We start from the raw sequence: 26,790 nt of genomic DNA, 5'->3' as shown, positions 1-26,790 counted from the left end.
AGGTCGCGCCCGATTTGAGGCAATCCGTTTTTGGGGAGGATTGTCCTCGCAAAATAAGCGCCTGCCGCCCCCTAGCGGCACAAGAAGGCGCGGGGGTTACATCAAGGATCTGAGGCAACATGACAGCTTTATGGTTGATTGTGCTCTGCGGGGCGCTTTCCATCGTCTACGCGATCTGGGCGACGCAGTCGGTCTTGAACGCGGATGCGGGCAATGCCCGCATGCAGGAAATCGCGGCCGCGGTGCGCGAGGGCGCACAGGCCTATCTGCGGCGGCAGTACACTACGATCGGCATGGTCGGTATCGTGATCTTCGTGGTGCTGGCCTACTTCCTGGGCCTGCTCGTGGCGATCGGCTTTGCGGTCGGCGCCATCTTGTCGGGGGCTGCCGGCTTCATCGGCATGAACGTCTCGGTGCGCGCCAACGTCCGCACCGCGCAGGCGGCAACCACCTCGCTCGCCGGCGGCCTCGAGCTCGCCTTCAAGGCGGGCGCGATCACCGGCATGCTGGTTGCCGGTCTCGCGCTGCTCGGCGTCACCATCTACTTCATGGTGCTGGTCAAGTTCATGGGTCTCGAAGCGGGCAGCCGCACCGTGGTCGACGCCATGGTGGCGCTCGGCTTCGGCGCCTCGCTGATCTCGATCTTCGCCCGTCTCGGCGGCGGCATCTTCACCAAGGGTGCGGACGTCGGCGGCGACCTCGTCGGCAAGGTCGAGGCCGGCATCCCCGAGGACGATCCGCGTAACCCGGCCACCATCGCCGACAACGTCGGCGACAATGTCGGCGACTGCGCCGGCATGGCGGCGGACCTGTTCGAGACCTATGCGGTGACCGCGGTCGCCACCATGGTGCTCGCGGCGATCTTCTTCGCCAAGACGCCGATCCTGGTGAACATGATGACGCTGCCGCTCGCGATCGGCGGTATCTGCATCATCACCTCGATCATCGGCACCTTCTTCGTCAAGCTCGGTGCCAGCCAGTCCATCATGGGCGCCCTCTACAAGGGCCTAATCGCCACCGGCATCCTGTCGCTGGTCGGCGTCGCGCTCGTGATCAATTGGCTGGTCGGCTTCGGCAAGCTCGACGGCGTCGACTATACCGGCATGGCGCTGTTCTGGTGCGGCGTGGTCGGTCTCGTCGTCACCGGCCTGATCATCTGGATCACCGAATACTACACCGGTACCGACTATCGCCCGGTGAAGTCGATCGCCTCGGCCTCGGTCACCGGTCACGGCACCAACGTGATCCAGGGTCTCGCGGTCTCGATGGAAGCGACCGCGCTGCCCGCGATCGTGATCATCGCCGGCATCCTCGTCACCTACAGCCTGGCCGGCCTGTTCGGCATCGCGATCGCGACCGCCACCATGCTGGCGCTGGCCGGCATGATCGTCGCGCTCGACGCCTTCGGCCCGGTCACCGACAATGCCGGCGGCATTGCCGAGATGGCGGGGCTGCCCAAGGAAGTGCGCAAGTCGACCGACGCGCTCGACGCGGTCGGCAATACCACCAAGGCGGTGACCAAGGGCTACGCGATCGGCTCCGCCGGTCTCGGTGCGCTGGTGCTGTTTGCGGCCTATAACCAGGACCTCAAATTCTTCATCAGCGACGCCAACGCCCATGCCTACTTCAAGGGCGTCAACCCGGACTTCTCCCTGAACAATCCTTACGTCGTGGTCGGCCTGCTGTTCGGCGGCCTGCTGCCGTATCTGTTCGGTGCGATGGGCATGACCGCAGTCGGTCGCGCCGCCGGTGCGATCGTCGAGGAAGTGCGCCGTCAGTTCCGCGAGAAGCCCGGCATCATGCAGGGCACCGACAAGCCGGACTACGGCAAAGCCGTCGACCTGCTGACCCGGGCGGCCATCAAGGAGATGATCATCCCGTCGCTGCTGCCGGTGCTGTCGCCGATCGTGGTCTACTTCCTGATCTATGCGATCGCGGGCGGTGGCGCAGCCGGCAAGTCGGCGGCCTTCTCCGCGGTCGGCGCCATGCTGCTCGGCGTCATCGTCACCGGTCTGTTCGTCGCGATCTCGATGACCTCGGGCGGCGGCGCATGGGACAACGCCAAGAAGTACATCGAGGACGGCCACTACGGCGGCAAGGGCTCTGACGCCCACAAGTCCGCGGTGACCGGCGATACCGTCGGCGATCCCTACAAGGACACGGCGGGCCCGGCGGTGAATCCGATGATCAAGATCACCAACATCGTGGCGCTGCTGCTGCTGGCGATCCTGGCGCACTGAGCGGCGCGACACGACTGAAGCGCAAAATCCCGCGGTGCGAGCCGCGGGATTTTTATTTCTGCATGGGCTTCTTTCGGTGTGCTTGCCGAACTGATCGACTTTCCGCCAACGATATCCGCCGAGACCCAGACGCGAACAACACGGAGATCAATCGATGTCGCTCTCATCCGCACGGAACTACGCGCTCCGCGCTTCCAAGTCACAGGATCAGAAGGAGGCCATCGAACTGCTCTCGAAGGCGATCCTCGAACTGGCGATGTCGATTGAAGCGACCGACGCCAAGGTCAAGAAGATCAACAAGTCGTCGTAGCATGAAGCGCGACATGCTCACGAACGATCGCGGCGGCGGCTGCTACTTGACCTCCATCTGCAAGCCTTCCTTCTCGATGATTGCGGCAAACTTCTTCGTCTCGGCGTCGACGAAATCGGAGAATTGCTGGGGCGTGCCGTAGTCGGCGCGCGCGCCCATGCCGGCGATGTTCTTCTTGACGTCGTCGCGCTCCAGCATCGCCTTGACCTGGCGGTTCAGCTCGTCGAGCACCGGGGCAGGCGCGGTCTTCGGCAGGAAGACGCCGAACCAGGACGAGACGTCGAACTTTGCCAGTTCCGGCGCGCCCTCGCGCATCGTCGGCAGGTTCGGTGCGGAATCGCTGCGCTCCGGCGTGGTGACACAGAGGCCGTTCAGCTTGCCGTCCTGCACCTGCGGCAGCGACGGATAGAGATTGTCGAACAGGATCTGGATGTCGCCGGCGAGCCCGGCCTGCAATGCGGGACCGGCGCCGCGGAACGGCACGTGCGTCATCTTCAGCCCGGTGAGTTGCAGGAACCAGGCGCCGGTGAGGTGAGGGCTCTGTCCGGTGCCGGACGAGCCGTAGGTGAGCTTGTCCGGGTTCTGCTTCAGGAAGGCGATCAATTCGGGGATCGATTTGAGGCCGGTCGACGGATGCGCCGACACGATGTTCGGGATCCGGATCATGTTGGAGACCGGCTGCAACTGGTCGGCCTTGTAGGTCAGGTTGCGGAAGATGCTGTAGGCGATCGCGTTGGGGCCGGGATTGCCGATCAGGATGGTGTGGCCGTCGCCCTTGGCGCGCGCGACCTCGGATGTGCCGATGGTGCCGCCGGCGCCGGAGCGATTCTCCACCACCACCGACTGGCCCCAGAGCGGCTGCAAATGCGCCGCGAGCAGCCGCCCCATCACGTCGGTCGAGCCGCCCGCCGCCGCCGGCACGATGATGCGGACGGTCTCGGTCGGCCGCCAGTCGCCGGCGCCGAGGCTTGTGCGCGGCAGGATCGACGCGGCCGTCATTGCTGCTGTGCCCGACAATACCGTACGACGGGAAAATCTCTTGGCTCTCATGCGTTTACCCCCTGCTCAGGCTTTTGTTTGCGAGCAAACTAGGGGACCGCTTGCCCCTCGGGCAAGCGACAACTTGGCGCAGCGGCTTAAGCTCTGGACTCCGGTTTGACGCGTTTCTTCACGCGAACCGGAGTCCACTTCGCTCTAGTTGAAGCTCAGCAGCTTGAAGAGCGGTGTCAGGTAGGACATTTCCTGGCCCGACGTCGGCGTGGACCGGCTGACGAAGTCGAAGATCTTGCCGTCCTTCAGGCCGTAATTGGCGAGCCGGCGCACTTGCCGGTTCTTGTCAAAATAGACCGCGATCACGCGCTGGTCGATCACCCGCTGATTCATGAAGGCGACCGGGCGAGAGGTCCGCTGCGAGATGTAATAAAACACCTCGCCGTCCAGCGTTGCGACCGTCGAGGGCGTGCCGAGGACGATGAGCACCTGGTCCTGGCTCGCGCCGATCGGGATTTGCTCGAGCGCCCCTTCCGGCAGGATGTAGCCCTTCTGGAATTGTTCGCCGGCGCAGCCGCCGAGTGCGGCGCAGACGAGGCCAATCGCCGCGACGGCGCGGAGACGCGAAAAGAACCCGCGCGCGGAAGCGGCGCGAGACTGTCGTGAAAGAGTGTGGTTCATCGGCGGAACTGATCCGTCCCCTTGCATCGGCCGAGGCATTGACGTACCGGGCAGCTCAATGGATTGCAATCATGCCGAGCTCCAATGGGCGACCTCTCAACAGGCGACCCTTTGGGGACCGGCAGCCGGAACCCGTCATGCTTTGGCCGTTCAATCACTTCAGAAGACCCCGGGTGCCCGCGCGCAGCACCATTGAGACCATCTATGGCATGATCGTGACGCAGGCGCGAGAACCGTTGTTTTACCGTGACTTGGGCGTTCCGGACACGGTTAACGGCCGTTTTGACCTGCTTCTGATGCATCTGTGGCTGGTGCTGCGGCGCCTCAAATCCGTCGAGGGCGGCGTGGGGCTGTCCCAGGCCCTGTTCGATCATTTCTGCATCGATATGGACGACAATCTGCGCGAAATGGGCGTCGGCGACCTCACGGTGCCCAAGCGCATGCAGGCCTTCGGCGAGGCCTTCTACGGCCGCACCGCGGCCTATGATCTGGCGCTGACCGACAGCGAGGCAGCCTTGGCCGAGTCGTTCTGCAAGAACATCCTCAACGGTCAGAACATCGACAAGGCCCGCGAGCTCGCCGCCTACGCCGGGGAGGCGATCGAAGAGCTGGCGCGCGCCGATCTCGCGGCGTTGGCCAAGGGCGCGTGGCGCTTTCCGGTACCACAGGCTGCGGGGACCGCGGCATGAGCGGCGGCACCACAGGGCAGCCCGATGCACGGCGCGACCGCGACCCCTGGCGGGTTCTCGTTAATGTCGCGCAGATCCCGGAGACCGGCCTGCATCGCGAGATCGCGGCCGACGAGGCGGCGCGCAAGGCGATGGCCGAACTTGCCGAGTTGCGGGAAGTCGTCTCCGCGCATGCAGAGTTCGACCTGCAGCCCAAGCGCGACGGCAGCTACCACGTCACCGGCAGAGTTAAGGCCAGGATCGGGCAGACCTGCGTGGTGACGCTCGATCCGATCGAGAACGAGATCGATGAGCCGATCGATGTGGTGTTCGCGCCGCCCGAGCAGATTCCGCAAATGGCCGACCTGGTCGACGACGCCGATGACAGCGATGAGGAAACGCCGGACCCGCCGGAGCCGATCGTCGGCGGCTTCATCGACATCGGCCGGCTCGCCACCGATGCGCTGTTTCTCGGCATAGACCCGTATCCGCGCAAGGTGGATGCGGTCTTTGAACAGAAGGTTGATGTGCCTGACCCGGAAAATCATCCTTTCGCGGCCCTGAAGGCGCTGAAGGAAAAGCCGGACGGCAAGAAGCCCAAGGGGAATTGAGGGTAGCCGGCGCCACATTTGCGGGGATGGCTTGCCTGCAAGCTTGCGCGAGCGGTGTTCCCAGTTACTTCAAATAAGCGTCACAATACATTGAAATACAATGTATTTCTGGTATGCTTTGATGTGTTGCGTGACGGTTCGGCAGCTGCCTCATTTGCGGTCAAGAGGTTGTGTCGGATCGAGGACACGCTATTGTCGCGGCCCGGCCGGGACGCGAGTTGGTGTTTCGCCGCGCGCCGTTGACGGCGGTGACTTCAAACTCGCGGTCTTCGTCTGAAGGCTGCGGGAAAGCAGGCTTCCGGGACGTTCATGCCTCAAAAGGTTCGAATAGCGCTTGACGCCATGGGGGGCGATGTCGGCGCTTCCGTCGTCATTCCCGGCGCCGCAATCTCGTTAAGCCGTCATCCCGACAGCGAATTCCTGCTGGTCGGGGACCGGGCCCAGATCGAGCCGGAGCTTGCCAAGCATCCGGCGCTGAAGGCGGTATCGAAAGTGATCCATACCGACGTCGCCGTGAAGAACGATGAGAAGCCGAGCCAGGCACTGCGGCGGACCCGCAGGGCGTCCTCGATGTGGCTCGCGATCGACGCCGTCAAGCATGGCCAGGCCGACGTCGCGGTCTCCGCCGGCAACAGCGGCGCGCTGATGGCGATGGGCAGCCTCAATCTGCGGACGCTGCCCGGTGTCGACCGCCCGGCGCTTGCGGCGGTGTGGCCGACGCTGCGCGGCGACTCTGTCGTGCTGGACCTCGGCGCCACGATCGGCGGCGACGCCCGCCATCTGGCGACGCTGGCGGTGATGGGCAGCGCCATGGCGAGCGTGCTGTTCAACCTCGAACGGCCGACCGTCGGCCTGCTCAATATCGGATCCGAGGAGATCAAGGGGCATGGGGAAATCCGCGAGGCGGCCGAGATGTTGCGCGCGATGAACTCGACCCAGTTCAACTATATCGGCTTCGTCGAGGGCGACGCGATCGGCAAGGGCCTCGCCGACGTCATCGTGTCGGAAGGTTTCAGCGGCAACATCGCGCTCAAGGCCGCCGAGGGAACCGCGCGCCAGATGTTCACGCTGCTGCGCGAGGCCATGTCATCGAGCTGGCTGGCGCGGATCGGCTATGTGCTGGCCCGCGGCGCGTTCCAGAAGCTGCGCGACAAGCTCGATCCCAACAAGTCGAATGGCGGCCTGCTGCTCGGCCTGAAGGGCGTGGTGGTCAAGAGCCATGGCGGCACCAACGCGGAAGGCTTTGCCTATGCGGTGGATGTTGGCTATGAGATGGCCCACTTCGATCTCCTCACCAAGATCAATCAGATGCTTAATCGCGACGGCAGCGCCTTGGTGCAGGCGCAGACCGCGCAGGAGGCTGTCTCGTGACTGCTATACGTTCGGTAGTGCTCGGCTGCGGCTCATATTTGCCGGAGCGGGTTTTGACCAATGCCGAACTGGCCAGCCGGATCGACACGTCGGATGACTGGATCGTGCAGCGCACCGGCATCAGCGAGCGCCACATCGCGGCCGACGACGAATTCACCTCGCATCTGGCGATCAAGGCGGCGCAGGCCGCGCTCGCCCATGCGCAAGTCGATGCGCAGTCGATCGACCTGATCGTGCTCGCGACCTCGACGCCCGACAACACCTTTCCCGCCACCGCGGTCGCCGTCCAGCACGGGCTCGGCATCAACCATGGCGTCGCGTTCGACCTGCAGGCGGTCTGTTCCGGCTTCGTCTTCGCGCTGGCCACCGCCGATAATTTCCTGCGCGCCGGCACCCACAAGCGGGCGCTGGTGATCGGTGCCGAAACCTTCTCGCGCATCCTCGACTGGAACGACCGCGGCACCTGCGTGCTGTTCGGCGACGGCGCCGGCGCGGTCGTCCTGGAGGCGCAGCAGCATTCCGGCACCACCAGCGACCGCGGCGTGTTGACGACGCATCTGCGCTCCGACGGCCGCCACAAGGCCAAGCTGTTCGTCGATGGCGGGCCCGGCTCGACCCGGACGGTCGGGCATCTCCGGATGGAGGGCCGCGAGGTGTTCAAGCACGCCGTCGGCATGATCACCGACGTGATCGTCGACGCCTTCAACGCCACCGGCTTCACCGCCGAGGACATCACCTGGTTCATTCCGCACCAGGCCAACAAGCGAATCATCGATGCGTCGGCGCACAAGCTTCATATTGCGCCGCAGAAGGTGGTCTTGACTGTCGACAAGCACGGCAACACGTCGGCGGCCTCGATCCCGCTCGCGCTGTCGGTCGCCGTGAAGGACGGGCGCGTCAAGAAGGGCGATCTGGTGCTGTTCGAGGCGATGGGCGGCGGCTTCACCTGGGGCTCGGCGCTCGTGCGCTGGTAGCGCATCGCCAAAGAGTATCGACAGGTTGCTGGTATCTTTCTGCACCCGGATGCTTGTCGCTGTTGACCATTGCGCGCTAAGCTTTTAATTTCAGTCAAGAAATTGTTCGCCGAGAGTGCGGGGCAGGCGATGACCACGGGAACCGGAAAAACAGTTACGCGCGTCGATTTGTGTGAGGCGGTCTACCAAAAGGTGGGTCTTTCGCGCACGGAATCGTCGGCATTTGTCGAGTTGGTGCTGAAGGAGATCACCGATTGCCTGGAAAAGGGCGAGACGGTGAAGCTGTCCTCATTCGGCTCCTTCATGGTGCGCAAGAAGGGCCAGCGTATCGGCCGTAATCCGAAGACCGGCACCGAGGTGCCGATCTCGCCGCGGCGGGTGATGGTGTTCAAGCCGTCGGCGATCCTGAAGCAGCGGATCAATGGCCATGTCGTCACCAATGGCGACGGCAGCAAGGCCGACTAGAGCGTTTTCAAGCGAAGTGGATACCCGGTTCGCGTGAAGAAAACGCGGCAAAACTAGAATCCGGAGCCCCGTTCCGATTCAATTGGAACGGAAAAGGCTCCAGGCATTGAAGCCAGAGGAGCGGGCATTTGGACAAGGCGCCGGATGCGTTCCGTACCATCAGCGAGGTCGCTGATGAACTCGATATTCCCCAGCATGTGCTGAGATTCTGGGAAACGCGCTTCGCGCAGATCAAGCCGATGAAGCGCAGCGGCGGACGCCGCTATTATCGCCCCGACGACGTCGACCTGCTCAAGGGCATCCGCCGGCTGCTGTACGGCGAGGGCTACACCATCCGCGGCGTGCAGCGGATCCTGAAGGAGCACGGCATCAAGTCGGTGCAGGGCATCGCCGACCAGACCGCGGCGGTCTCGTTCGGCGCGGTCGAGGAAGCCGTCGGCAACAGCATGGCCGAGCCCGACGACCTCGAGAGCAGCGACGGCCTCGATTTCGACGGCGAGGAGGGCGATGGCGACGAGAAGGGGATCGACTACCGATTCGTCGATCCCGACGAGGATCCGATCCTGTCGACCTACAAGGCGCACGCCCAGCCGGGCAAGGCGCCCGCCGCGCCGCCGGTTCGTCCCTCCGTTCCGTCAGTCGATCGGGAGCGGCTCGAACGCGTGCTGCAGGAGCTGGTCGCCTGCCGGCAGGTGATCGACGCGGCGATGAAGGACGGCTAAGGCAAGGACGCCTGCTAAGGGAACCGACCTCGGAATACAGTCTTTGAGAGCCTGCCCCGCCTTGCGCGAACGCAGGATCGCAGCTAATGGAACGGCATCGGAGCGTGGCGCAGCCCGGTTAGCGCACTAGTCTGGGAGACTAGGGGTCGGAGGTTCAAATCCTCTCGCTCCGACCAAAATAATCAAATAAAATCAGTAGGTTCTCGTGCTTTCCCATTTTTAGTCCTTGCCCCCAAAATTCGTTGGGGCAAGGTTGGGGCAAGGAACGGAGAACTACGTGGTCTAGGCACTCTCGCGAATCGCCGATTCTCTTTGAGTTTTGGACCGGCGGAGACGAGCCTCTGTCGCCGAAATCAGTTCTATCGCCGAGCACAATGAGTCGGCCCATTCAGCCGAGATCATATCGCTCCTGGCCGCAGTACAACCCAAGGCGATGCGGATCAGCAGCGCTAGTGTCGGCAGTAGATTCCCAAATGCACGAAAGCCGTTCGACTATTGTACAGACGAGCCACGCTGGATGCGACCGGATTCGGTGGCTACAATCGGTGATTGGCGGGGAGGCAGCCTCGCACTTTGTGCCTGTATAGCGTTGAAGGGGCCGCGAGGGGTTCGGCAGGGGATGGATAAGCGAGGTTTGAGCGAGCGCGACATTTGCACCAAGTTCATCCTGCCAGCCGTCAAGCGCGCCGGCTGGGACGAAATGTTGCAGGTGCGCGAAGAAGTCTATTTTACCAAGGGTCGGATCATCGTTCGCGGCAAGCTCGTCACGCGCGGTAAAGCGAAGAAGGCCGACTTCGTTCTTTATTACAAGCCGAACATCCCGATCGCGCTGATCGAGGCCAAAGACAACAACCACAGTGTCGGCGACGGCATTCAGCAAGGCCTCGATTACGCCGCGACCCTGGATATCCCCTTCGTGTTTTCCTCCAACGGTGACGGCTTCGTGTTCCATGACCGCACCGGGCGGAGCGTCCCGGTCGAAGCGAACCTTGGCCTTGACGACTTTCCGTCGCCTGCCGATCTGTGGGCGCGGTATTGCGCCTGGAAGAGCCTCGACGCCGAGGCCGAACAGATCGTGCTACAGGACTATTTCGACGACGGAAGCGGCAAGGCTCCCCGCTATTATCAGGTAAACGCCGTCAACGCCGCGATCGAGGCAATCGCCAAGGGCCGGGACCGCGTGCTGCTGGTGATGGCGACCGGCACGGGCAAGACCTACACGGCGTTTCAGATTATCTGGCGTCTATGGAAGGCGGGTCGCAAGAGGCGCATCCTATTCCTTGCCGACCGCAACGTGCTCATCGACCAGACAATGGTGAACGACTTCCGCCCGTTCGGCCCGGCGATGGCGAAGCTTTCGACCAACGCCAAGACCATCGAGCGGCAGGATGGCACTACGGTTGATTTGACGCTGGCGCTCGACAAGAAGCGCCGGATCGACAGCGCCTTCGAGATCTATCTCGGGCTCTATCAGGCGATCACCGGCCCCGAGGAACGCCAGAAGCTCTATCGCGAGTTCTCGCCCGGCTTCTTCGATCTTATTGTGATCGACGAGTGCCATCGCGGCAGCGCGGCAGAGGATTCGGCATGGCGGGAAATCCTTGACCATTTTTCCGGCGCGACGCAGATCGGCCTTACCGCTACGCCGAAGGAAACCGAATACGTCTCCAACACCGATTACTTCGGTGAGCCGGTCTTCACCTATTCGCTGAAGCAGGGGATCAGCGACGGCTTTCTCGCGCCCTACAAGGTCATCAAGGTTCACATCGACCGCGACGTGGAAGGCTATCGCCCGGAACTCGGGCAGCTTGATCGCGACGGCAACGAGGTCGAGGACCGCATCTATAATGCCAAGGATTTCGACCGCACACTGGTGCTCGACGACCGCACTGTGCTCACCGCGAAAAAGATCACCGAGTTCCTCAAAGAAAGCGGCGACCGGTTTCAGAAAACCATCGTGTTCTGCGTCGATGAGGAGCACGCGGCGCGGATGCGACAATCTTTGATAAATGAGAATGCCGATCTGGTCGCGGAGAACCAGCGCTATGTCATGCGCATCACCGGCGGCGACAAGGAAGGTCAGGATCAGCTCGGTAACTTCATCGACCCGGAGTCAAAATATCCCGTGCTGGTCACAACGTCGCGGCTTCTGTCTACTGGCGTGGATGCGCAGACCTGTCGCCTGATCGTGCTCGATCGCGCGGTGGGCTCGATGACCGAGTTCAAGCAGATCGTCGGGCGCGGCACCCGCGTTCATGAAGATTCCAAGAAGTTCTTCTTCACGCTGATCGACTTTCGCGGCGCGACGAGCCATTTCGCCGATCCGGATTTCGATGGCGATCCGGTACAGATTTACACGCCCGACGAAGGCGATCCAATCGCGCCGCCCGACGATGAGCCGGCCACAGCCGAGGGCGACGATACGATCCCACCGATGCCAGGTGAGGATGAAACCATCGTTGATCAGCCGGGCCTGCCGTCACCGCCCGGTGACCCGATCCGCAAGATTTACGTCGATGGCGTCGGCGCCCGCATCCTCACCGAGCGCGTCGAATATCTGGACGAAAACGGCAAGCTTGTCACCGAATCCCTGCGCGATTTTACCAAGGCAGCGTTGAAGAGGCGCTTCGCCAGCCTCGACGATTTCCTCAAGCGCTGGAAGTCGGCCGAGCGCAAGCAGGCGATCATCGAGGAACTGGAGGCCGAGGGATTGCCGCTTGATCCCATCGCCGAGGAGCTTGGCAAGGACCTCGACCCCTTCGATCTAATTTGCCACATCGCATTCGACAAGAAGCCGCTGACGCGGCGCGAGCGGGCCGAGAACGTCAGGAAGCGGGACGTGTTCACCAAATATGGGCCGCAGGCCCGCGCCGTGCTCGATGCGCTGCTCGAAAAATATCACGACGAAGGCGTGCTCAATCTCGATGACGCCAACGTGCTGAAGGTGACACCCTTTACCGAGATGGGAAGCGTCGTCCAACTCATTAAGGCGTTTGGCGGCAAGGAGGGCTTCGAGAAGGCCGTCCACGAAATGCAGGACGCACTGTATCAGGAGACCGCATAGGCAATGATCGTTCGCACCACTGTCAAATCCATTCAGGACATCATGCGCCAGGACGTCGGCGTCGACGGCGATGCGCAGCGCATCAGCCAGCTTACCTGGATGTTCTTTCTCAAGATCATCGACGATCAGGATCAGGAACTCGAACTGACCAGGGACGGTTACCGCTCACCGATCCCGAAACAGTATCAGTGGCGCAACTGGGCGGCGGACCCCGAGGGCATCACCGGCGAGTCGCTGCTGAATTTCATCAATGACGAGCTGTTCCCGGTATTGAAAGAGCTGAAGCTCACCGGCAAACCGGGTGATCGACGGCGTGTCGTGCGCGACGTATTCGAGGACGCTTATAATTATATGAAATCCGGTCATCTCATCCGGCAGGTGGTCAACAAGATCAACGAAATAGATTTCAACAATCTCGACGAGCGACGGCACTTCGGCGAGTTCTATGAGCAGCTGCTCAACGACCTGCAATCGGCCGGCAATGCGGGAGAATATTACACGCCACGTGCCGTTACGGCGTTCATGGCCGACCGAATCGACCCGCATCCGGGCGAGATTCTCTTGGATCCCGCCTGCGGCACGGGCGGCTTTCTCACTTGTGCCATCCGTCACATGGAGAAGACTTACGTCAAAACCCCCAAGCAACGCGAAAAGATGCACGGCGCTTTGCGTGCGGTAGAGAAGAAGCAGCTCCCGCACATGCTGTGCGTCACCAACATGCTTTTGCATGGCGTCGAAGACCCAAGCTTCGTGCGCCACGACAACACGTTGGCTCGCCCACTGATTTCGTGGGGAAAAGATGAGCGCGTCGATATCGTGCTCACCAATCCACCGTTTGGCGGTCGCGAGGAAGACGGCATTGAAAACAATTTTCCGACCTTCCGGACCAAGGAGACGGCCGATCTGTTTCTCGCCCTCATCGTGCGCTTGCTCAAGGTAAACGGCCGTGCCGCGGTGGTTTTGCCCGATGGCACGTTGTTCGGAGAAGGTGTCAAAGCCCGACTGAAGGAGCACTTGATGGAGGAGTGCAACCTCCACACCATCGTCCGCCTGCCCAATTCAGTGTTTAAACCTTACGCCTCGATCGGTACCAACTTGCTGTTCTTCGAGAAGGGTGCGCCAACTAGGGACATCTGGTTCTACGAGCATCGATTGCCGGAAGGCCAGAAAGCCTATTCGATGACGAGGCCGATCCGGCTGGAACATTTCCAAGGTTGCATCGACTGGTGGGGCGGTATCGAGCGGAAAGGCCGCGAAGAGACGGCGCAGGCGTGGCGCGTTAGCGCAGAGGAGATCAAAGCGCGCGGCTACAATCTCGACGTCAAGAATCCGCATGGTGTGATTGACGATCACGGCGATCCTGAGACGCTGCTGGCCGACTTAGCTGCCGCCGAGGCCGAGGCATCGGGCTTGCGCGCTCAGTTGAAGGCAATTCTCGCTGAGGCACTCATCCAATGAATGCTGAACGCCTACTATCGCACTATTACGAGATCGCCGACGCGCCCAACGCGATCACCCGCCTGCGCCGCTTCATTCTCGACCTAGCCGTGCGCGGTAAGCTCGTGCCGCAGGACGCGAAAGATGAACCGGCGTCGGCATTGCTGAGTCGGATTGCTGCGGAGAAAGAGCAGCAGACTAAGAGATCCAAATCTCCCTCGCCAAGCGAGACCGCTCCATTTGAGATACCGTCCTGTTGGGAATGGACCCACCTGGGAGCGGTTGCCGACCTTGTGCGCGGCATTTCATTCCCTGCGTCCGAAAAATCGAATGCGCAGCGTCCAGGACTGATTCCCTGTTTGCGATCGGGAAACATCCAAGACAGGACGGTTTGGGATGATTTGATCTACGTTCCAAAACATTTCTCAAGTGACGATCAATCGGTGAAAGTCGGAGATATTCTCATCTCAATTGCAAATAGCTACGCGCTCGTGGGTAAGTGCTCAATTGTCGATGATGTACGCTACGAAGCAACTTTCGGAGCTTTCCTTGCGGCAATACGGGTACGCGGCATCGTTCCGCAATATGCGAAGATTTTTCTGACGTCCGAATACTCCGGTCAAGCCTTTCGGACTGGCTCTGCTCAGACCACCAACATAGCCAACATTACGTTTTCGACTATTCGGAGTCATTGGTTCTCCCTTCCACCGCTCGCTGAGCAGCACCGGATCGTCGCTAAAGTCGATGAGCTGATGATCTTGTGCGACAGGCTTGAGGCTGCGCGGGGGAGCCGCGAGGCGGTGCGCGACCAACTGGGGAGGGCGATCCACGCCCGGCTCAACTCGCCTGATCCTAACGACTTCCGCGAGGATGTCGTCTTTGCCCTTGAATCTTTGCCAGCCCTGACCGCACGCGACGATCAGATCGCGCATTTGCGCCGGACGATCCTCAACTTGGCAGTCAGCGGGAAGCTGGCGCCGCAGGATGTGGGCGACGAGCCTGCTGCGGGCCTACTGGAGCGGATCGCGAAGGAGAAGAGCCAACTATTGGAACAACGCGGCATCAAAGGCGATCGACCGCTGCCAGGTGTGGATGAAGCTGAGAAGCCTTTTTCAACTCCCTCGGGTTGGTGCTGGGCCAGAGCGCAGGACCTCTCGTTGAAGATAAGCGACGGGGTGCATAAGACGCCGAACTATGTTGCGTCAGGAATACCGTTCGTCACGGTGAAGAACCTGACGGAGGGCCCGGGCATAAGCTTTCGGGAGACTAAGTTCATTACGGACCGCGACCACGCCGAATTCATCAAGCGGACGCACCCGGAGAAAGGAGATTTGCTAATTACGAAGGATGGTACGATCGGGGTCACGCGCGTCGTCGAGACGGACCGGCCGTTCTCAATTTTTGTGTCGGTTGCGCTGATGAAAATGGTCCTGCCTGTAATCGCTCCGTTTTTGGCTCTATGTATCAGCGCTGACCTTATTCGCGATACCATCGTTCCGAAGGGCGCCGCCCTTAAACATTTGCATCTAGTGGATCTACGCAAACTGGCGTTTCCGATTCCACCTCTCGCCGAACAACACCGTATATTAGCCAAGGTTCGCGCACTAATGGCGCTTTGCGATCGGCTGGCGGCGAACCTTACCGCCGCTGCCATGATCCGCCACCGCTTGCTTGAGGCGCTGTTGGTTGAAGCCCTGGGGCCGACTGATGTCCGGAAACTTGAAGCCGCGGAATGACTGCGCGGCTGTAGAACGTAGACGTCAGCAAACCGGTTCATCGGGAAGTACACCTCATCAAGCCTCAACTACCGCCAACCCGAGGTAGGAAATCGGAGCAGCACGCATCTCAGCCATGAAGTTTCTGAAAGAGCACAATCTCGATAATCCCGTTTGCAGGTTTACGGTTGGCCATCTTGACGACGTTCTAGTGCCTTATCTCAAAGCAAAGGACGACGAAAATCAGCGCAAGCGAACGTTGGCGCCATTTGCCCGCAAGGCGTCGGTGCATGTGAGAGACTTTGGTTCATATGAACTTGTCGAATTCTACGTAGGCCAAGCGCTGTGGCGAATTTGTTTAGATGCCTCGGACTGCGATGAGCCTTTGCCCGGCCGATGGTGGAGTGCGTGGAGGTCTGCTCGTGCTAAGACCTTCCAATTCATCGCCGATGAGGTCGAGCCCAGTATCAACAATGGTGAGCCAGTCTGTCTAGAAACGTCAATAGCGGCCGTAGTTGAGCGGTACTTTACAGAAGATGAACGGTACATCGCTGGTCTCCTAACGGCCTGGCATGGTGGGATAGGTCCTGTCGGCGATCTGCTGTTTCGCGAATGGCAGGTGCTTATGCAGCTCTGGGAGAAGCGTTGCGAAGGAGAGCAGCGCCAACGAATCGGTTCGAGAGAGAAGCAGATCGCACGGCTGCAGATGTACCTTGACCGCGCAACAGCACCCCACCTTCCGGCTCTCCTCACACGGTACCGCAAGCTCGTAAAGACCGGTGCTTATGGGGAGGCGATCTTCGAAAGTTGGGAAAAGGAGGTTGAGTACTTTGGTGACGCGGTCCTTCAAATGTTTCACGAGCGTGACGTCACGGACAGCGACTTTGAACGAGAAGAGATCGAGGAGATTGCGTACGAACGCATCACCGAACTGGTCCAGGCCGCGCTTGCCCGCGGCAGTTAATCGACTAGACCAGGAAGGTGAGAGATCACTATGAAGGTGTTCATCGCAAACTTCGGCCGCGAGAATTATGCATGATCAAACTGGTTCGAGACGTCGATCGCTGTTAGGTGCGCCTGGATTGCGCCGCACACCGAAGCGAGCAATAAGTTATTTGCTCCGCAGTGGGAGGATGTTCCCTTGTTTCGGCTTGCCGGCTGCTAAGAATGTCGCGTCTTGATTGAGCGTTGCTCCACTCCCGATCTCTTCGGGAAATGGTCGCATGTAGCTGAAATTATAATCCTGAGAGTAAACTTGTCTTCGCGCATTGCTAATGATGATGGAGTTCATACTCCCAACTGTAAATACGTCGGCCTCAACGGTGTTCTCCTGGCCCTCGAAGCTACCCATGAGGGCGAGTTTGCTCGAGAGCGGGAAAATGACCTGCGTACCAGGTACGCCGAAGCCCGGACCAAACATGCCATGATCCATATTGTCCGACCAACGAAGACATATCGGCACGTCCGTTGTGACGAAGCCGCCAGATCCATCTTTTGCTTTGACGATCTGCCATTTGCGCGCTGAGATGTGTTCGAGCAGTCGTTCGTGTTGTTCGATTTCAACTCCGATGTTGAACTCTTTGGCGACCTCGATCTTGTAGTTTCGCGCCTTTATGAATTTTTGCATATCTTCGAAGGTTACGTTGGTACTGTCGTCCCACGCGCCGTCGGCTTTCATCTGCGCGACTTGACTGTCCCATCTCTCCTTCGTTGCCAAAGCCATTTCAGCCACTGCCTGAGCAATCTCGCTGACGAAGTCGTTGATTGTGGCCCGTTGACGCGGATTTCTAATCGCCAAACCGCAGATGAGGCTCATCAGCAGCTCCCGATCCGCCTTGGCAGAGAGGGATGTCGCCGTCTTTATTCTCTCCAGCGCGGGGGCAACCTTTCCCTCGAACTCTGCTAGTCCCTTTTCGACTGCTTGGGGGTCAACACCTTCAATCGACACGGCATTAAAGTCACGCTGCGCTGCAACGTTCTTGGGGTCAGTGCGGAATGTCTTTTCACTGGGACGATCCGTGACCAGAAGCTGTCCCTTTTCGTCGGTGAATCCGCGCAAGTAGAATTGCGGCACGTAGTGGTGCTTACGCGCCGCCGTTCCCTTCTTCTCATCGCTCACTATTCGAAGCTCATTATTTGCGGCTCTGTGACCCGCACTGGTCTTTGCTCATGCGGTCTGGCCATAGCCGAATTGACCGTGCCAGCTGGCTGTGCAACCTAAGGGTTATTTTTCATAGTAGGAAGTCCTCCGTGACCGTAATTCAAGAAATACTTGATTGGTCGTATGAACGGCCGGCGTGGCAACGTGACGCTCTGCGCCGCCTTGTTCAAAATGGCGACCTGTCCGAGGGCGACATCGAGTCACTCGGGGCGATTTGCAAATGTTCGTTTGGGTTGGCGGAGCAGGTGGATATGACTCCGCTCACGCAAGATGATGTTCCGATAAAAGCGGCAGGCACTGTTCCGGCTTCGCTCTTGTCCATCTTTCATCAACGGGGTGTCAATGCACTTGCTGAAGACCAAACCCTTCGGTTTGGCTCCCAACTCACCGTGGTCTACGGTGACAATGCTGCTGGTAAGAGCGGCTACACCCGAATACTCAAGAGCGCCTGCCGTGCGCGCGGCCGGGAGAAAATCTTAGGAAATGTTATTTCCGGTGGCGCGCCGCCGGCTGTTGGGGTGGCAATCAAATATCGGGTTGGAGACGAAGCTCAGGCCCGTGAGTGGGTCGGTGGTGGCGAGGACGAATTCATTTCTCGGGTAAGCGTATTCGACACGCAATCTGCCGCGGTGTACCTGACCGAAAAGACCGACGTCGCATTCCGGCCTTTCGGCCTCGACTTGTTCGATAAGCTCGTTAAAGCGTGTAAGACCATTCGCGCGAACCTTGAGAGTGAACAGCGCGCGCTCTTATCGAATACGTTGAGCGCTGTGCAGCAGAGGATCCCGGACGGCACCGCTGCTGCGAGGCTACTCGCGAGTGTCAGCTCTCTCACGAAGCCAGAAGCTGTCCAGGCCTTGGCCCAACTGTCTCCGGAGGAGGAGGCGCGATCTACTTTCCTTGAGAAGTCGTTGAACGACCTGCGAGCGGGTGATCGGGAGAAGCTCGCGCAGCAGCTCAATATTCGCGCAACGCGCGTACGATCGCTTGTAAGGCAACTAGAGGAGGTCGAGGCGGCACTTTCCGCCAACGCCGTGGCGGACGTGTTCGCTCTTCGAGTAGAGGTCCATCACAAGAGTGAGGAGGCGAAGAGGTTACGCGAGGTGACGTTCTCTGGCGACGTGCTAACCGGAACTGGCTCGGAAGCGTGGACGTCGCTTTGGGAGGCGGCGCGACGGTTCTCTGCGGAGAGTGCTTATCCTGGTCAGTCATTTCCCGTGGTCGATAGCGGGTCGCGCTGCGTGCTCTGCCAGCAGGACATCGCTCATGCCGCAAGCCATAGACTGAGGCAGTTCGAGGCGTTTGTGACCTCAACTTCGGAAAGGGAGTTGCGCGGGCTTAGAGAAAGGTTTGCTCAACTCAGAAAAACGTTCATCGATCTTAGGATCTCTACGGAATCGATTGACGAATTACTCAAGGAAATTCGGATCGAGCAGGGCGTGCTGGCTGACGCCATAGCAGCGGCGCTTGCCACCAACGAGCGACGCCGTACCGCGGTAGTCTTAGCGTTAACCAAGGACGAGCCGCTCAGCTCTGACTGCCCGGACTTGGTGAGCACGGTTGATGCAGTAGTCGAGCTGGCCGAGCAGCTGCAGGCTCGGATCGAAGCAATTTACGAGGCAAAGGCTGACGAAGTTCAAAAACCTATGAGCGCTGAGTTGAACGAGTTGCACGCTCGTAAGCTGCTTGCGCAACATCTTCCGGCCGTGCTTGGCGAGATTGAGCGCAAGAAGAAATATGCCGCCTACGGTCTAGCTATCGACGAGACGAAGACGCAGGCGATTACTCAAAAGAGCACCACTGTTACGAAGACGGTCGTTTCCCAAAAGCTAAAGCAAAGCTTCCAAGATGAGCTTAAGGAATTGAATTTTCGTCACGTTGAGGTCGAGCTTCGAGAGGCAGGCGGAGCGGATGGTATTCTATATCACAAGCTGGGACTGACGCGCGCCCCGGGAGTGGAGTTGCCGAAAGTAGTGAGCGAAGGAGAACAGCGATGTTTATCGATTGCAGCATTCTTCGCGGAGCTTAGCACAGCCGATGACCCCTCAGGGATAGTGTTCGATGATCCCGTTTCATCACTGGACTACAGGTGGCGCGAAAGCGTAGCTCGGCGGCTTGTAAAGGAGTCGAAGGTCAGGCAGGTCATTGTGTTCACGCACGATGTCGTGTTTCTGCTCTTTCTCAAGCAAATTTCCGAAGAACTTAAAGTCGAACAACTAGACCAGCATATACGACAGCTCTCCAAGGGCGCGGGCGTATGCGTCGAGGAGTTGCCATGGGTCGCGCTGCCCGTCAAAAAGAAGATCGGATACCTCAAGAACGCCCACCAGGCGGCTGACAAGCTCTTTCGCAATGGCCATCAGGACGCCTACGAAAAAGATGCGAAGCACACGTACGGCTTGTTGCGTGAAGCCTGGGAGCGTGCGCTTGAAGAGGTGCTTCTAGGCGGAATTGTTGAACGGTTCCGTCCCAGCGTTCAAACACAGCAAGTGGCTATGGTGGCTGACATCACCGCCGAGGATTGTCGAGAGTTAGACGCGGCAATGACGAAGTGTTCAAGATGGTTGACAGGTCATGATCAGGCGGCAGCTGCGCGCGCACCCGTGCCGGAACCTGCAGAATTGAAGGAAGACATCGATTCACTTGAGAAGTGGGTGGAGGCCATCCGCAAACGACGGAAGAAGTGATGAAGAGACAACGTTTCGATTCACGCAACTTTTCGATCTAGCTCAAGCTGCCAAGCCGACACATCGTCCTCGTACCAAGCGACGCGGCGCGGCGCGATCTCGCGAGCCTTCGGGAAACGACCTTCCTCCATCTCTCGATAGATGGTTGATCGACTGAATGGCACGAGCGCGAGCACCTGCTTCAGGTTCAGCATTTTGCGGGGTGTCTGGTTGTTGTCGTTCATGAGTTTCCTTCGAGCGTTAAAAGGCGTTGGGCGGCAAGTGTGATGCATCGGATCGCGATCAGTCCATGCGAACGAAGCAACAACGCCATCGGCTGGACTGGCCGAGGGCGCTCCAAAGGGTCCGATGGTCGGACTGGCTTACGTCTCAGCAAGCACCGCGTGCATACGCTGCATCGAGGTCGATGATAACGGTGGGGCGCGCCAGCCATTCCCTCAGCCAACGCGGCCCGGTGATCTCGGCAACGGGGACGGTCGGGATTTGCTCCAGGGCTGCATGGAGTGCATCGATGGCCGCGTTAAGGCGCGGAGGATAGACTGATCGCATCTCGAACTGGTCTCCATCCATAGGTTTGGCAATCCATTTTCCGCTGCAAAATTCGGTGATGTAGTCTCGATATTCTTTCTTCATCAGAATGATCCTCTCGCGTGTTGACCAGAGACACAGTGACTAAGGCCATGTACGCATTCAAGGGCGTTGCATTCGTGCAAATGCAAACGGGAGAGCTATCAAGGCGAGGAGGCGAGGCTACATCCGCCTCACAGTGATGACTCTCCCTTCCGGCCCCGTAGGGCCGGGTTAGTCGTTAGGTATATTCGGAGTCAGTGTCGTGGGTCCGCCAGTTCATCTGCTCGTCAACGCGGCGCTGGACCAGTGTTGCGAGAGCTTCCGGGTCGTGGCTGTTGCCGTTGATGTTGATCGTCGCGGAACCGCCACGCATCTGACCGGCGCCCAGCGTCGCAGGAGCGACCGGAGCCACGGGAACGTTACGAACAGCCTCGGCCGGCGTCGGTACGCCGCTGGTGATGCCGTAGCGCGTGCCGGGGACTGCTCCCATGTTGCGGAGCTGGAATTGTTCGTATCGACCCCGCTCTCCGTTGACGTCGAAGTGCATCAGGTCGCGAGGACCTCCGCCTCCGAGCTTCGTGCCGAAGGCACCACCCCAGGCGAATCTACCCTTCAACTCGGGATACCGAGCCAGCATCTCTCCGTAGGAGTAGCGAGCCAGGAGACGGTACATGCCAGTCGGATCATTGCCTCGGTTCGGGAGCGCCTTTCCGTCCGGCCCGATGATCTGGTAGTCGGCGGCGTTGCCGTTGTGGTTGGCTTGTCCGGCGCCTCTGAATCCCGAGGTCATCTTGAGCGAGTAGCCCTCCGGCAGATGGGTTGCTCCGGCATTCACGATTTCCTGGATGCGCGGATCAACACCGCCCCTGAGTGGAACTCCCTTGAAGTTGTTGGTATCCACCGTTCCAGGCGTAACAGGAATGCCAGACGTGCCATCTGACATTTGTTTCATGTACTTGCCGACGCCGCCAGACCAATACCTGTTCAAGCCGTTCGGATCGTTCGCCGCTCCGATCGGAGCGTAGAACTTTCTGCCCATGACACCGAGATCGCCGCCGGCCCGGTGGAAGTTCTTCGCTACGGTGGCCGCCGTCTTGTCGATGCCAGCGTCGAGGCTGCCGTACCGCATTTTCCTCGACCAGTTGGTCGACGGGTCCATGACTCCGCCCGGGTTGTTGCCGTTCAGGTTCTTGCCCGCGCCAGTCTCGTGAGCCATGACGCCCGCCAGAAGCGCTGGACTGATGCCGTTTGCTTTGGCCGCCGCAACGACCTGATCGTATTTACCGGCCATCGCCGTTCCAGCGAACACCTTCTCGAACGCGCTGCGATTGAGGCCGCCGCCGCCCGCCAAGCTGCCACCCGACCCATTGAAGGACGGGATGCTGCTGCGCTTGATGATGCCACCGGAGCCGACACCGAAGTTCGGGAGCTTGCCGCCTGGCGTGACGCTCTTCCATAGAGCATCGGGAGTGCCGACACCGCCGGCGATGCGGTTCATGTTGGCGCCCACTGCCGTGCTACCACTGAGCCCACCGCCGACACCGTAGAGGCGGCCACGAGAACTGAAATCGGCACTCATGAGCGAGGCGCGTTCGATCTTGCCGCCGAACTTGTCGAGCTTGTCTGACAGATAGTTCATCGGGTGAATGTTCGTCGGCTCGAACCCCTCACCAGACTGCTTGTGGTACAGGTCTTTCTTGTGCTGACGTTGACGTTCTCGCCACTGGCTTGTCGTTTCTCCAGGCCGCTTGATCGCGGAGTCGGAAACGCCAATGTCGCTGTTTTGTGCCAGCAGCCAAGCGAGCCACGCGGTCGTTCCGACAGGGTTCGCTCTGGCAGCCCCAAGCAGTGCGCGGCCAGCGAGAAGCCCGGCAATGCGGCTGATGATGGTCGCGAAGCCAGAGAGCACGGCGATAACCGGGGCGAGCAGTCCGAGTGCAACGGACAATCCAACGATCTGGCCGGCCAGCTTACCCAGGACTTCAGCACTGTTGCCGTCCTTGCCCATGGCGGCGGCAACGCCCTTCAACATGGTGATGACGGTATCGGAGACTGACTTGAGCCCGCCCAGGAAGCCCGACGCAAACCCGATGATCTTGTCTACGTCGATCGACGATATTTTCACGGCGATCGTGTCGAGAGCCTCGCCCATGTTGGCGACGCCGAAGGCCTTCTTCAGCCTTTCGACAAACTCTCTCGACTTCTCCGCGATGTTGCCGGAGGTGACGATGCTGGTGTGCTTATCGAACCAATCCGACACTTCAATGAAGCTCTGCTCGAATCCGCTTCCGAATTTTTCCCATGCAAGACCAAACATCGTCTTGATGCGGTCCCAGCGCTTCTGAAGCGAGTTGAGCTTGGTACGGGAGAACGCGGAAACCGCGTCGCTTTTCTGATCGATTTCCTTCAAGGTCTCCCGGATTTGATCGGCGGCCTTGGCCATCTGCACCAGCTCATCGCGCCACTCCCGCATGCCGGCGAAATTCGCGAATTTCGCTCGGTTCTGCTCAGGCATGTTCCTCATCTTCGAAAACATATCCAACATGAACTCGGTTGGAGCCGAGGCCATCCTCTGAGCCATCTGCGCGCGGCTGCCGTACCCGATCATACGTGCAGCTTGGTCCAGATCTTTGCCGCGCTGGCCGCGAGCGTTGCCGGCGTTTGCAAATTCCGAGGTCAGGTAACCGAGGAACGTGCCTGCCTTGTTCGGCTGTAGACCTGCCGAGATGCCAACCGACGTGAAGGCGCTCAGGTCGGTTTCCTTCATCTTCGTCGTGCTCAAGGCGGACAGGGCACGCTTGTTCGCCTCAACCACTTCATTCGGGTCTGCGGCGGTCGCAGCGGCGGCAACAGCAACCGAGGTCATCATTCTGGCAACGCGGGCTGGGTCGGCGTTCCGGACGTTGCCATAGAGGCTGGTCGCAGTCTTACCTGCCAGCTTCATCAGCTCGCCGATGTTCATTTCGAGCGCTGACGACGCTTCCAAGGCGTTCTCAGTGATCTTCTTTGCGGCCGTGCCGTCGAAGCCCTGCTTCAATGCCTCCGTGTAGCTATCTAATACCGCTGCCGCGGTTTCGCCGAACTTGATCGCGACCTCGTCCGACCAAGAGCCACGAAGCCGCTTCACTTCTGCTGCGGACAAGCCGCCGAAGAGTTGCGCCTTGGTCTCGGCAGCCTCAGCTTCCATCCGTTTCTTGAACGCGGATGCCACGCCAGAGATGGTGATGCCGCCGGAAATGAGCGCGGTGGTTGGCGAGATGCCACGGGGAAGCGCACCGCGGTTGGTAGACCTAACACCACGATCAACGAGACGCTGCTCAGCCTGTCGGCGGTTGAGGGGCTGGCGGTCGAGTCGGTCCAACTCACGATGGAATGCCCTGACATCACGCAGGCGAGCGTCATAGGCACTCTTCCACTCATTGCGATAGGTCGCAGCGGCCTTGCGAGCATCGTCCGTGAACTTCTGAAGCCCGGTCGAAAGATTATCCGGGAACAGCTTGGACGCTGAGACGCCGTTGATGGACTTGATTGCTGCCTCAAGCTTGCGCACGTTTTTGAGGAGGCCGGCGATGACCGGGCTCGCGGTGTCGCTCGCGGTCAATGATGCGTGGACGTTGATGATCTCTGACATGTTTCTCTTGTTAATTGGCGCGCCGAGCGCGCGGACGATGACCTCCCGAATGGGGACGGGTCTTTTTCTTTTGGGGGTGGGGTCTGAGAAAAGCCCTTTTGTTGCTCGCTAGTAGGAAGGGGGTGGCCAACCGAGGGGGCATGCCGCGCAAAAAATCTCGCCTTCACCCCTTCCGCGCTCGCGAGCGCTGGGAAACCTCACTGGCCTTTTCCGCGTCGACTATCACCGTGACGAACGGTCAGTGCTGGGTGCGACCCGTCGAGTCCATGGCAGCCATGGGCCAGCATCTTCTCAGGGGCAGGGGCAGACGGTTTCACCGGCTGTAGGACTGACAGCCGCCACGCGTGCGGGACGCGCTGGCGGACGGCTGAGTCGCTGGCCGTCGATCGACCGAGAGCACCACCGTGGCCGTGCCTCTCGGCAGCCCCTCGCCATGGCGCGGCCAGCACAGGGGCCGGGCAGGGCCACTGCGCGGCGCAGGTGACCAAGGTAAAGAGCCTAGTTCACTTTGGGTATACCCCAGCGGCACCGGCTTGGAGGGTCTCGAAGATAGATCTTGAACTAGTCAAACGAGACCAATATAAGAGAACTAGTCAAACGGAACTTTGAGGGTCTTTCCAATGTTCGTACGCGCATATTTGCGGGCCAGCACTCGGGATCAGGACGCGAGCCGTGCGGAGGGCCAGTTGAAAGCCTTCGCTACCGAACGCGGGCTCAAGATCGCGTCGTGGTATCGCGAGAACGAGTCCGGTGCGAAGTTGGATCGGCCGGAACTATTCAAGCTGCTGTCCGACGCTCAAGAGGGCGACGTTCTCTTGATTGAGCAAGTGGATCGGCTGAGCCGTCTCAACGACGCCGACTGGAAGAAACTCCGGGCCACGATCGACGCCAAGGGCGTCCGCATTGTCGCTCTTGACCTGCCAACGTCGCACCAACTCATGGGTTCTAACGCGGATGGTTTCACTGGCCGCGTTTTGGAGGCTGTGAATGGCCTTTTGCTGGATCTATTGGCTGCGACGGCACGGAAGGATTACGAAGACCGCCGCCGCCGTCAGGCGCAAGGAGTCGCCAAGGCGCGGGTGGAAGGGAAGTTTCAAGGCCGTCCGGAAAACGTGGATCGGAATGCCGGTATCGAAGGCATGCTGACCTCCGGGATGTCGTGGAACGACATTCAAAAGGCGACTGGGTGTGGCCGGGCGACTATCGCGAAGATCGTCAAGCGGATGAAGGATCAGAAGGCCGCTTGATCATCTAAAACTGACACAGGCATCGCCGCTCCTGAACGACCCGGACGGGCACGGCTTGCCCGGGATGACGGGGAAGGCGCGCCGTGTGTCCTGGTGCAGCGCCTCACAGAAGTTGCCCTTGCCAACGAAGCCCGTAGGGCAAGCGCCGGTGCGAGGGATACGTTCACGACCATCGCGGGTCGGTGTCGCATACAGGCTCTCAGCGGCTGCCGGTGTTGGAAGCAGGGCGAGAGGCGCAACAGTGAGAGCCAACGCGAGTGCGTGCAGTCCTGCGAGTCGTCTGAATATCATCTACCGCGCCTCCGATGGATCGCGGCGACTCTGGAGAAGCTGAAAACCGCGGTCCAAACATTTAAGCAGCCGGCGTCGCCGCTGCTACCTCCCTCTCGACTTCGTCGAGCTTTGCACGGGCGGCCTTGAGATCGGCCTCAGCCGCTGGAACACTGGCCAGTGCGCGTTCATGCGCCTCAAGCGCGGCTGCCACGGCGGCCTGAGCAGCGGCAAGTCGCTGGCCTCGTTCACGGGCCACGAGATGCTGAGCCCGTTGCTCCCGTGCGTCGGGCGGAATCGCTTCGATGGCCTCCCTGGTGGCAACTGAACTTCGTAATCTTCGATAGGTCATGCGCGGCTCCTCGCGATTTCGTCCATCATGGTCTTGGTGATGCCTGTGGCTCTGGAGTGGCGGTCATGCCATGCGGCGTCGAGCGGTCGCTTCCGGCGAAGCTCCGTGACTGTTTGCTCGGCGTCCGGTTTGTCTGGCTGTTGCAGCCGACTGAAGCCGGACGGTGCGCGGTCATGCAGGTCGCGAAGATAATCTTGGATGGACAGCGAACCCTTTCCCGGTATCGTGATCAGATCGTCAGCCAGGGTGCTTCCGGCCAAATCGATTGCGACCGTTGTCATGGTCGTGGAGTTGATCGCAAAGCCTTTGACGCGGGCGGCAGAGACGATCGCGTCTTCAATTTGGTCGGTCATCTCAGGCAGTCTCGCTTTCACGGCCATACGGAGTTTCCTCGCGCAGGCAGGCGTTGTTCAGAGCGGCCAAGAGCGCGCGCCGCATCCAAGAGGATTTGGCGATCAGCTCGGATTTTGCCTGCTCTTCGATTGCATCGGCGAGGGAAATGGGCAGCACGACGCCAATCGTGCGGGTACGCTCGTATCGAGCGTTGTGAACCGCCCCGGGATTGCCGGAGGCCATTTGGTTTGAGTCACGCGGCTATACCGAACTCCTCGGTCTGCGCATAGT

General features: G+C 60.1%; 23 protein-coding genes and 1 tRNA gene. 15 read left to right on the top strand and 9 right to left on the bottom strand.

Features of this window, described 5'->3' with window-relative positions:
• The first annotated feature begins 119 nt into the window (after positions 1 to 119).
• Complete coding sequence (locus tag QJT82_RS19725) at positions 120 to 2,240, top strand: sodium-translocating pyrophosphatase (protein ID WP_028340944.1); 2,121 nt, start codon at positions 120 to 122, stop codon at positions 2,238 to 2,240.
• A 154-nt stretch (positions 2,241 to 2,394) separates the two neighbouring features.
• Entirely contained in the window at positions 2,395 to 2,550 is a 156-nt protein-coding gene (locus QJT82_RS19720; RefSeq protein ID WP_016844991.1) for a hypothetical protein, read from the top strand.
• Between the two features lie 42 nt (positions 2,551 to 2,592).
• Here the strand turns inward: QJT82_RS19720 and QJT82_RS19715 are convergent, their stop codons facing one another.
• Together QJT82_RS19715 and bamE are read right to left on the bottom strand one after the other, a co-directional pair.
• Positions 2,593 to 3,600 (bottom strand): tripartite tricarboxylate transporter substrate binding protein, encoded by a 1,008-nt coding sequence (locus tag QJT82_RS19715; protein ID WP_028340943.1) that lies wholly within the window; start codon positions 3,598 to 3,600, stop codon positions 2,593 to 2,595.
• A 144-nt stretch (positions 3,601 to 3,744) separates the two neighbouring features.
• Complete coding sequence (gene bamE, locus QJT82_RS19710) at positions 3,745 to 4,221, bottom strand: outer membrane protein assembly factor BamE (protein ID WP_018271914.1); 477 nt, start codon at positions 4,219 to 4,221, stop codon at positions 3,745 to 3,747.
• A gap of 137 nt (positions 4,222 to 4,358) precedes the next feature.
• Here bamE and QJT82_RS19705 point away from each other — a divergent pair, with 137 nt between their 5' ends.
• The 11 genes from QJT82_RS19705 (at position 4,359) to QJT82_RS19655 (ending at position 16,212) form a co-directional block, all read left to right on the top strand.
• The gene (locus tag QJT82_RS19705; RefSeq protein WP_028340942.1) at positions 4,359 to 4,910 is read left to right on the top strand and encodes a ubiquinol-cytochrome C chaperone family protein; all 552 of its coding nucleotides are present in this window, start codon (positions 4,359 to 4,361) and stop codon (positions 4,908 to 4,910) included.
• Complete coding sequence (locus QJT82_RS19700; protein ID WP_028340941.1) at positions 4,907 to 5,500, top strand: DUF177 domain-containing protein; 594 nt, start codon at positions 4,907 to 4,909, stop codon at positions 5,498 to 5,500. Before QJT82_RS19705 ends, QJT82_RS19700 begins: the two co-directional genes overlap by 4 nt.
• Positions 5,501 to 5,809: 309 nt before the next feature.
• Positions 5,810 to 6,871 carry a phosphate acyltransferase PlsX gene (gene plsX, locus QJT82_RS19695; protein ID WP_028340940.1) on the top strand — a complete coding sequence of 354 codons (1,062 nt, stop codon included), beginning with the start codon at positions 5,810 to 5,812 and terminating at the stop codon, positions 6,869 to 6,871.
• Positions 6,868 to 7,845: a beta-ketoacyl-ACP synthase III gene (locus tag QJT82_RS19690; RefSeq protein WP_028340939.1), complete on the top strand. Its 978-nt coding sequence runs from the start codon at positions 6,868 to 6,870 to the stop codon at positions 7,843 to 7,845. Before plsX ends, QJT82_RS19690 begins: the two co-directional genes overlap by 4 nt.
• Before the next feature lie 129 nt (positions 7,846 to 7,974).
• Positions 7,975 to 8,310, top strand: a complete 336-nt coding sequence (locus QJT82_RS19685) for an integration host factor subunit alpha (protein WP_035631661.1) — start codon at positions 7,975 to 7,977, stop codon at positions 8,308 to 8,310.
• Positions 8,311 to 8,438: 128 nt separating this feature from the next.
• Entirely contained in the window at positions 8,439 to 9,032 is a 594-nt protein-coding gene (locus QJT82_RS19680) for a MerR family transcriptional regulator (protein ID WP_028340938.1), read from the top strand.
• A gap of 98 nt (positions 9,033 to 9,130) precedes the next feature.
• A tRNA-Pro gene (locus QJT82_RS19675) sits at positions 9,131 to 9,208 on the top strand.
• Positions 9,209 to 9,651: 443 nt separating this feature from the next.
• Positions 9,652 to 12,096 (top strand): DEAD/DEAH box helicase family protein, encoded by a 2,445-nt coding sequence (locus tag QJT82_RS19670; protein ID WP_348652647.1) that lies wholly within the window; start codon positions 9,652 to 9,654, stop codon positions 12,094 to 12,096.
• Between the two features lie 3 nt (positions 12,097 to 12,099).
• Complete coding sequence (locus QJT82_RS19665) at positions 12,100 to 13,554, top strand: class I SAM-dependent DNA methyltransferase (RefSeq protein ID WP_264641801.1); 1,455 nt, start codon at positions 12,100 to 12,102, stop codon at positions 13,552 to 13,554.
• Positions 13,551 to 15,269, top strand: a complete 1,719-nt coding sequence (locus QJT82_RS19660; RefSeq protein ID WP_264641802.1) for a restriction endonuclease subunit S — start codon at positions 13,551 to 13,553, stop codon at positions 15,267 to 15,269. Before QJT82_RS19665 ends, QJT82_RS19660 begins: the two co-directional genes overlap by 4 nt.
• A 115-nt stretch (positions 15,270 to 15,384) precedes the next feature.
• A complete protein-coding gene (locus QJT82_RS19655) occupies positions 15,385 to 16,212 on the top strand; it encodes a hypothetical protein (protein ID WP_264641803.1) in 828 nt (275 codons plus the stop codon).
• 147 nt (positions 16,213 to 16,359) lie between these two features.
• Here QJT82_RS19655 and QJT82_RS19650 read toward each other — a convergent pair whose 3' ends face one another.
• Complete coding sequence (locus tag QJT82_RS19650) at positions 16,360 to 17,367, bottom strand: DUF4238 domain-containing protein (protein WP_264641804.1); 1,008 nt, start codon at positions 17,365 to 17,367, stop codon at positions 16,360 to 16,362.
• A 131-nt stretch (positions 17,368 to 17,498) separates the two neighbouring features.
• Between QJT82_RS19650 and QJT82_RS19645 the strand changes: the two genes are divergently transcribed.
• A complete protein-coding gene (locus tag QJT82_RS19645) occupies positions 17,499 to 20,096 on the top strand; it encodes an AAA family ATPase (RefSeq protein ID WP_264641805.1) in 2,598 nt (865 codons plus the stop codon).
• Positions 20,097 to 20,116: 20 nt separating this feature from the next.
• Here the strand turns inward: QJT82_RS19645 and QJT82_RS19640 are convergent, their stop codons facing one another.
• The 3 genes from QJT82_RS19640 to QJT82_RS19630 form a co-directional block, all read right to left on the bottom strand.
• Positions 20,117 to 20,320, bottom strand: a complete 204-nt coding sequence (locus tag QJT82_RS19640; protein ID WP_264641806.1) for an AlpA family phage regulatory protein — start codon at positions 20,318 to 20,320, stop codon at positions 20,117 to 20,119.
• A 145-nt stretch (positions 20,321 to 20,465) separates the two neighbouring features.
• Positions 20,466 to 20,729 carry a hypothetical protein gene (locus QJT82_RS19635; RefSeq protein ID WP_264641807.1) on the bottom strand — a complete coding sequence of 88 codons (264 nt, stop codon included), beginning with the start codon at positions 20,727 to 20,729 and terminating at the stop codon, positions 20,466 to 20,468.
• Between the two features lie 175 nt (positions 20,730 to 20,904).
• Positions 20,905 to 24,297, bottom strand: coding sequence for a phage tail tape measure protein (locus QJT82_RS19630; RefSeq protein WP_264641808.1), 3,393 nt, complete (start codon positions 24,295 to 24,297; stop codon positions 20,905 to 20,907).
• A 620-nt stretch (positions 24,298 to 24,917) separates the two neighbouring features.
• Here QJT82_RS19630 and QJT82_RS19625 point away from each other — a divergent pair.
• Complete coding sequence (locus tag QJT82_RS19625; RefSeq protein WP_264641809.1) at positions 24,918 to 25,544, top strand: recombinase family protein; 627 nt, start codon at positions 24,918 to 24,920, stop codon at positions 25,542 to 25,544.
• A gap of 352 nt (positions 25,545 to 25,896) precedes the next feature.
• Here QJT82_RS19625 and QJT82_RS19620 read toward each other — a convergent pair whose 3' ends face one another.
• From QJT82_RS19620 to QJT82_RS19610, 3 genes are read right to left on the bottom strand one after another with little or no spacing between them, the layout of a single operon-like run.
• The gene (locus tag QJT82_RS19620; protein ID WP_264641810.1) at positions 25,897 to 26,166 is read right to left on the bottom strand and encodes a hypothetical protein; all 270 of its coding nucleotides are present in this window, start codon (positions 26,164 to 26,166) and stop codon (positions 25,897 to 25,899) included.
• Positions 26,163 to 26,519 (bottom strand): hypothetical protein, encoded by a 357-nt coding sequence (locus QJT82_RS19615; protein WP_264641811.1) that lies wholly within the window; start codon positions 26,517 to 26,519, stop codon positions 26,163 to 26,165. Before QJT82_RS19615 ends, QJT82_RS19620 begins: the two co-directional genes overlap by 4 nt.
• Before the next feature lies 1 nt (position 26,520).
• A complete protein-coding gene (locus QJT82_RS19610) occupies positions 26,521 to 26,742 on the bottom strand; it encodes a hypothetical protein (RefSeq protein WP_281446654.1) in 222 nt (73 codons plus the stop codon).
• Between the last annotated feature and the right edge of the window lie 48 nt (positions 26,743 to 26,790).

This window comes from Bradyrhizobium sp. Mp19 (assembly GCF_029952935.1).
Taxonomy (GTDB): Bacteria; Pseudomonadota; Alphaproteobacteria; order Rhizobiales; family Xanthobacteraceae; genus Bradyrhizobium; species Bradyrhizobium elkanii.
Note: the sequence above shows the minus strand (reverse complement) of the source record. Positions and strands in the feature narration are given on the sequence as shown.

What these genes read in the sequence shown, in the direction of transcription:
- QJT82_RS19685 (WP_035631661.1), top strand. Translation starts at nt 7,975, where the DNA reads ATGACCACGGGAACCGGAAAAACAGTTACGCGCGTCGATTTGTGTGAG.
- QJT82_RS19610 (WP_281446654.1), bottom strand. Translation starts at nt 26,742, where the DNA reads ATGGCCTCCGGCAATCCCGGGGCGGTTCACAACGCTCGATACGAGCGT.
- QJT82_RS19625 (WP_264641809.1), top strand. Translation starts at nt 24,918, where the DNA reads ATGTTCGTACGCGCATATTTGCGGGCCAGCACTCGGGATCAGGACGCG.
- QJT82_RS19700 (WP_028340941.1), top strand. Translation starts at nt 4,907, where the DNA reads ATGAGCGGCGGCACCACAGGGCAGCCCGATGCACGGCGCGACCGCGAC.
- QJT82_RS19725 (WP_028340944.1), top strand. Translation starts at nt 120, where the DNA reads ATGACAGCTTTATGGTTGATTGTGCTCTGCGGGGCGCTTTCCATCGTC.
- bamE (WP_018271914.1), bottom strand. Translation starts at nt 4,221, where the DNA reads ATGAACCACACTCTTTCACGACAGTCTCGCGCCGCTTCCGCGCGCGGG.
- QJT82_RS19655 (WP_264641803.1), top strand. Translation starts at nt 15,385, where the DNA reads ATGAAGTTTCTGAAAGAGCACAATCTCGATAATCCCGTTTGCAGGTTT.
- QJT82_RS19670 (WP_348652647.1), top strand. Translation starts at nt 9,652, where the DNA reads ATGGATAAGCGAGGTTTGAGCGAGCGCGACATTTGCACCAAGTTCATC.
- QJT82_RS19635 (WP_264641807.1), bottom strand. Translation starts at nt 20,729, where the DNA reads ATGAAGAAAGAATATCGAGACTACATCACCGAATTTTGCAGCGGAAAA.
- QJT82_RS19630 (WP_264641808.1), bottom strand. Translation starts at nt 24,297, where the DNA reads ATGTCAGAGATCATCAACGTCCACGCATCATTGACCGCGAGCGACACC.
- QJT82_RS19620 (WP_264641810.1), bottom strand. Translation starts at nt 26,166, where the DNA reads ATGACCTATCGAAGATTACGAAGTTCAGTTGCCACCAGGGAGGCCATC.
- QJT82_RS19705 (WP_028340942.1), top strand. Translation starts at nt 4,359, where the DNA reads ATGCTTTGGCCGTTCAATCACTTCAGAAGACCCCGGGTGCCCGCGCGC.
- QJT82_RS19715 (WP_028340943.1), bottom strand. Translation starts at nt 3,600, where the DNA reads ATGAGAGCCAAGAGATTTTCCCGTCGTACGGTATTGTCGGGCACAGCA.
- QJT82_RS19615 (WP_264641811.1), bottom strand. Translation starts at nt 26,519, where the DNA reads ATGACCGACCAAATTGAAGACGCGATCGTCTCTGCCGCCCGCGTCAAA.
- QJT82_RS19665 (WP_264641801.1), top strand. Translation starts at nt 12,100, where the DNA reads ATGATCGTTCGCACCACTGTCAAATCCATTCAGGACATCATGCGCCAG.
- plsX (WP_028340940.1), top strand. Translation starts at nt 5,810, where the DNA reads ATGCCTCAAAAGGTTCGAATAGCGCTTGACGCCATGGGGGGCGATGTC.
- QJT82_RS19660 (WP_264641802.1), top strand. Translation starts at nt 13,551, where the DNA reads ATGAATGCTGAACGCCTACTATCGCACTATTACGAGATCGCCGACGCG.
- QJT82_RS19640 (WP_264641806.1), bottom strand. Translation starts at nt 20,320, where the DNA reads ATGAACGACAACAACCAGACACCCCGCAAAATGCTGAACCTGAAGCAG.
- QJT82_RS19720 (WP_016844991.1), top strand. Translation starts at nt 2,395, where the DNA reads ATGTCGCTCTCATCCGCACGGAACTACGCGCTCCGCGCTTCCAAGTCA.